Source organism: Sphingobium sp. 3R8 (genome assembly GCF_020166615.1).
GTDB classification, from domain to species: Bacteria; Pseudomonadota; Alphaproteobacteria; order Sphingomonadales; family Sphingomonadaceae; genus Sphingobium; species Sphingobium bisphenolicum.
This window is the reverse complement of record NZ_JAIQXR010000054.1, coordinates 1-1,874: the sequence shown is the minus strand read 5'-3', so window position 1 is coordinate 1,874 and position 1,874 is coordinate 1. Positions and strand designations below refer to the sequence as shown.

The window sequence follows — 1,874 nt, the reverse complement described above, 5'->3', positions numbered from 1 at the left end:
GCGCTTTTCACCCTGGGCGACCGGCCGGAAGCGCGTTATCCTGTAGCGCAACAGGCGCTCGTGGCGCTCGGACACGATACCACCCTTTCCTACGTCGAGGAGATGGCCCGCGCTGTTCTCGATGAAACCGGGCTGCTGCCGCATATCAATGCCGGTTTGATGGACGATGCCGATTATAAGGCGCTGCGTCCGGTTTCAGCGTCCATGGGACTGATGCTGGAGACGGTGTCGGACCGGCTTTCGGAAAAGGGCGGTCCCCATTACGGCTCGCCCGACAAGGTGCCGACGCGCAGGATTGCCGCCATCGAAGCCGCCGGTCGGGCCGCCGTGCCGTTCACGACCGGCCTGCTCATCGGGATCGGCGAGACGCGCGACGAGCGGATCGACGCGCTTGTCGCCATTCGGGATTTGCACCAGCGCCATGGCCATATCCAGGAGGTCATCATTCAGAATTTCCGGGCCAAGCCGGACACGAAGATGGTCGATCATCCCGAGCCTTCGCTGGACGAGCATCTGTGGACCATCGCCGTCGCCCGCCTGATCCTGGGTCCGCAGATGGTCATCCAGGCACCGCCCAATCTTCACGCGCCGCAAGAGCTTGCGGCTTTGCTGCGTGCGGGCGTCAATGATTGGGGCGGTGTTTCGCCGGTCACGCCGGATCATGTCAACCCTGAAGCCCCCTGGCCGCATCTGGACGTTCTCGAACGGGCGACGCTGGAAGCGGGCCGCGTGTTGCGTGAGCGGCTCGCGATCGGGCCTGCCTTCGCGCTTGATGCGGACCGCTGGGCCGAGCCGGCTATTGCCAGGATCGTGCGGCGCTCGATCGACGGCCGCGGGCTGCCCGTCACCGATGGATGGCATGCGGGAGCAGGTGCACAGGCCCCCGCTCTGGCGGCGCATGGCAGAACCACGGAGACAGCCGGCATCGAGGCGCTGATCGGGGCTGCCCGGTCGGGAAAGCGGCTGGAGGAGAGCGAGATCGTGCGGCTGTTCCAGGCGGATGGCCCTGATGTGCAACGGCTCATGCAGGCGGCGGACGATCTGCGTCGGGACGTTGCTGGCGACGATGTCACCTATGTCGTCAACCGCAACATCAACTATACCAACATCTGCCTCTACAAATGCGGCTTCTGCGCTTTTTCAAAAGGCAGCACCAAGGCCATCAGGGGACCAGCCTATCGACTGGACATGCAGGAGGTCGGGCGTCGCGCAGCCGAAGCATGGGATCGCGGTGCCACCGAAGTCTGCCTTCAGGGCGGCATCCATCCCGATTATGACGGTCACACCTATCTTGCGGTGCTGAAGGCTGTCCGTGACGCGGCACCGCATATCCATATTCACGCTTTTTCGCCGCTGGAGGTCACACATGGCGCGTCGACGCTCGGCCTGGACCTTGAGGACTATCTGGTTCGGCTTCGCGATGCGGGGCTATCGACGCTGCCAGGGACGGCGGCAGAAATACTGGACGATGAGATTCGCGCCATCATCTGCCCGGACAAACTCGATTCCGGTGAATGGCTCAATGTCATGCGGACCGCCCATCGCGTTGGCCTTCGCTCGACCGCCACGATGATGTTCGGCCATGTTGAGGGCTATGAACATTGGGCGCGCCATTTGCTCAAGATCCGCGATCTTCAGGAGGAGACGGGCGGATTTACTGAATTCGTGCCGCTGCCCTTCGTCCATATGGAATCGCCGATCTGGATGAAAGGACGTGCACGGTCGGGGCCCAGCTTCCGCGAAACGATCCTGATGTACGCCATATCGCGCCTGGTCCTCCATCCGCTGATAACCAATATCCAGGCAAGTTGGGTGAAGCTTGGACCAAGCGGCGTTGCAGCGGCCCTGCGAGCCGGTGTCAACGACCTTGGCGG

General features: G+C 63.1%; 1 protein-coding gene. It reads left to right on the top strand.

The annotated features are described in order from the left end of the window. On the top strand, positions 1–1,874 hold a 1,874-nt coding region (gene cofH / locus K9B33_RS22855; RefSeq protein ID WP_224551412.1), incomplete at both ends, for a 5-amino-6-(D-ribitylamino)uracil--L-tyrosine 4-hydroxyphenyl transferase CofH.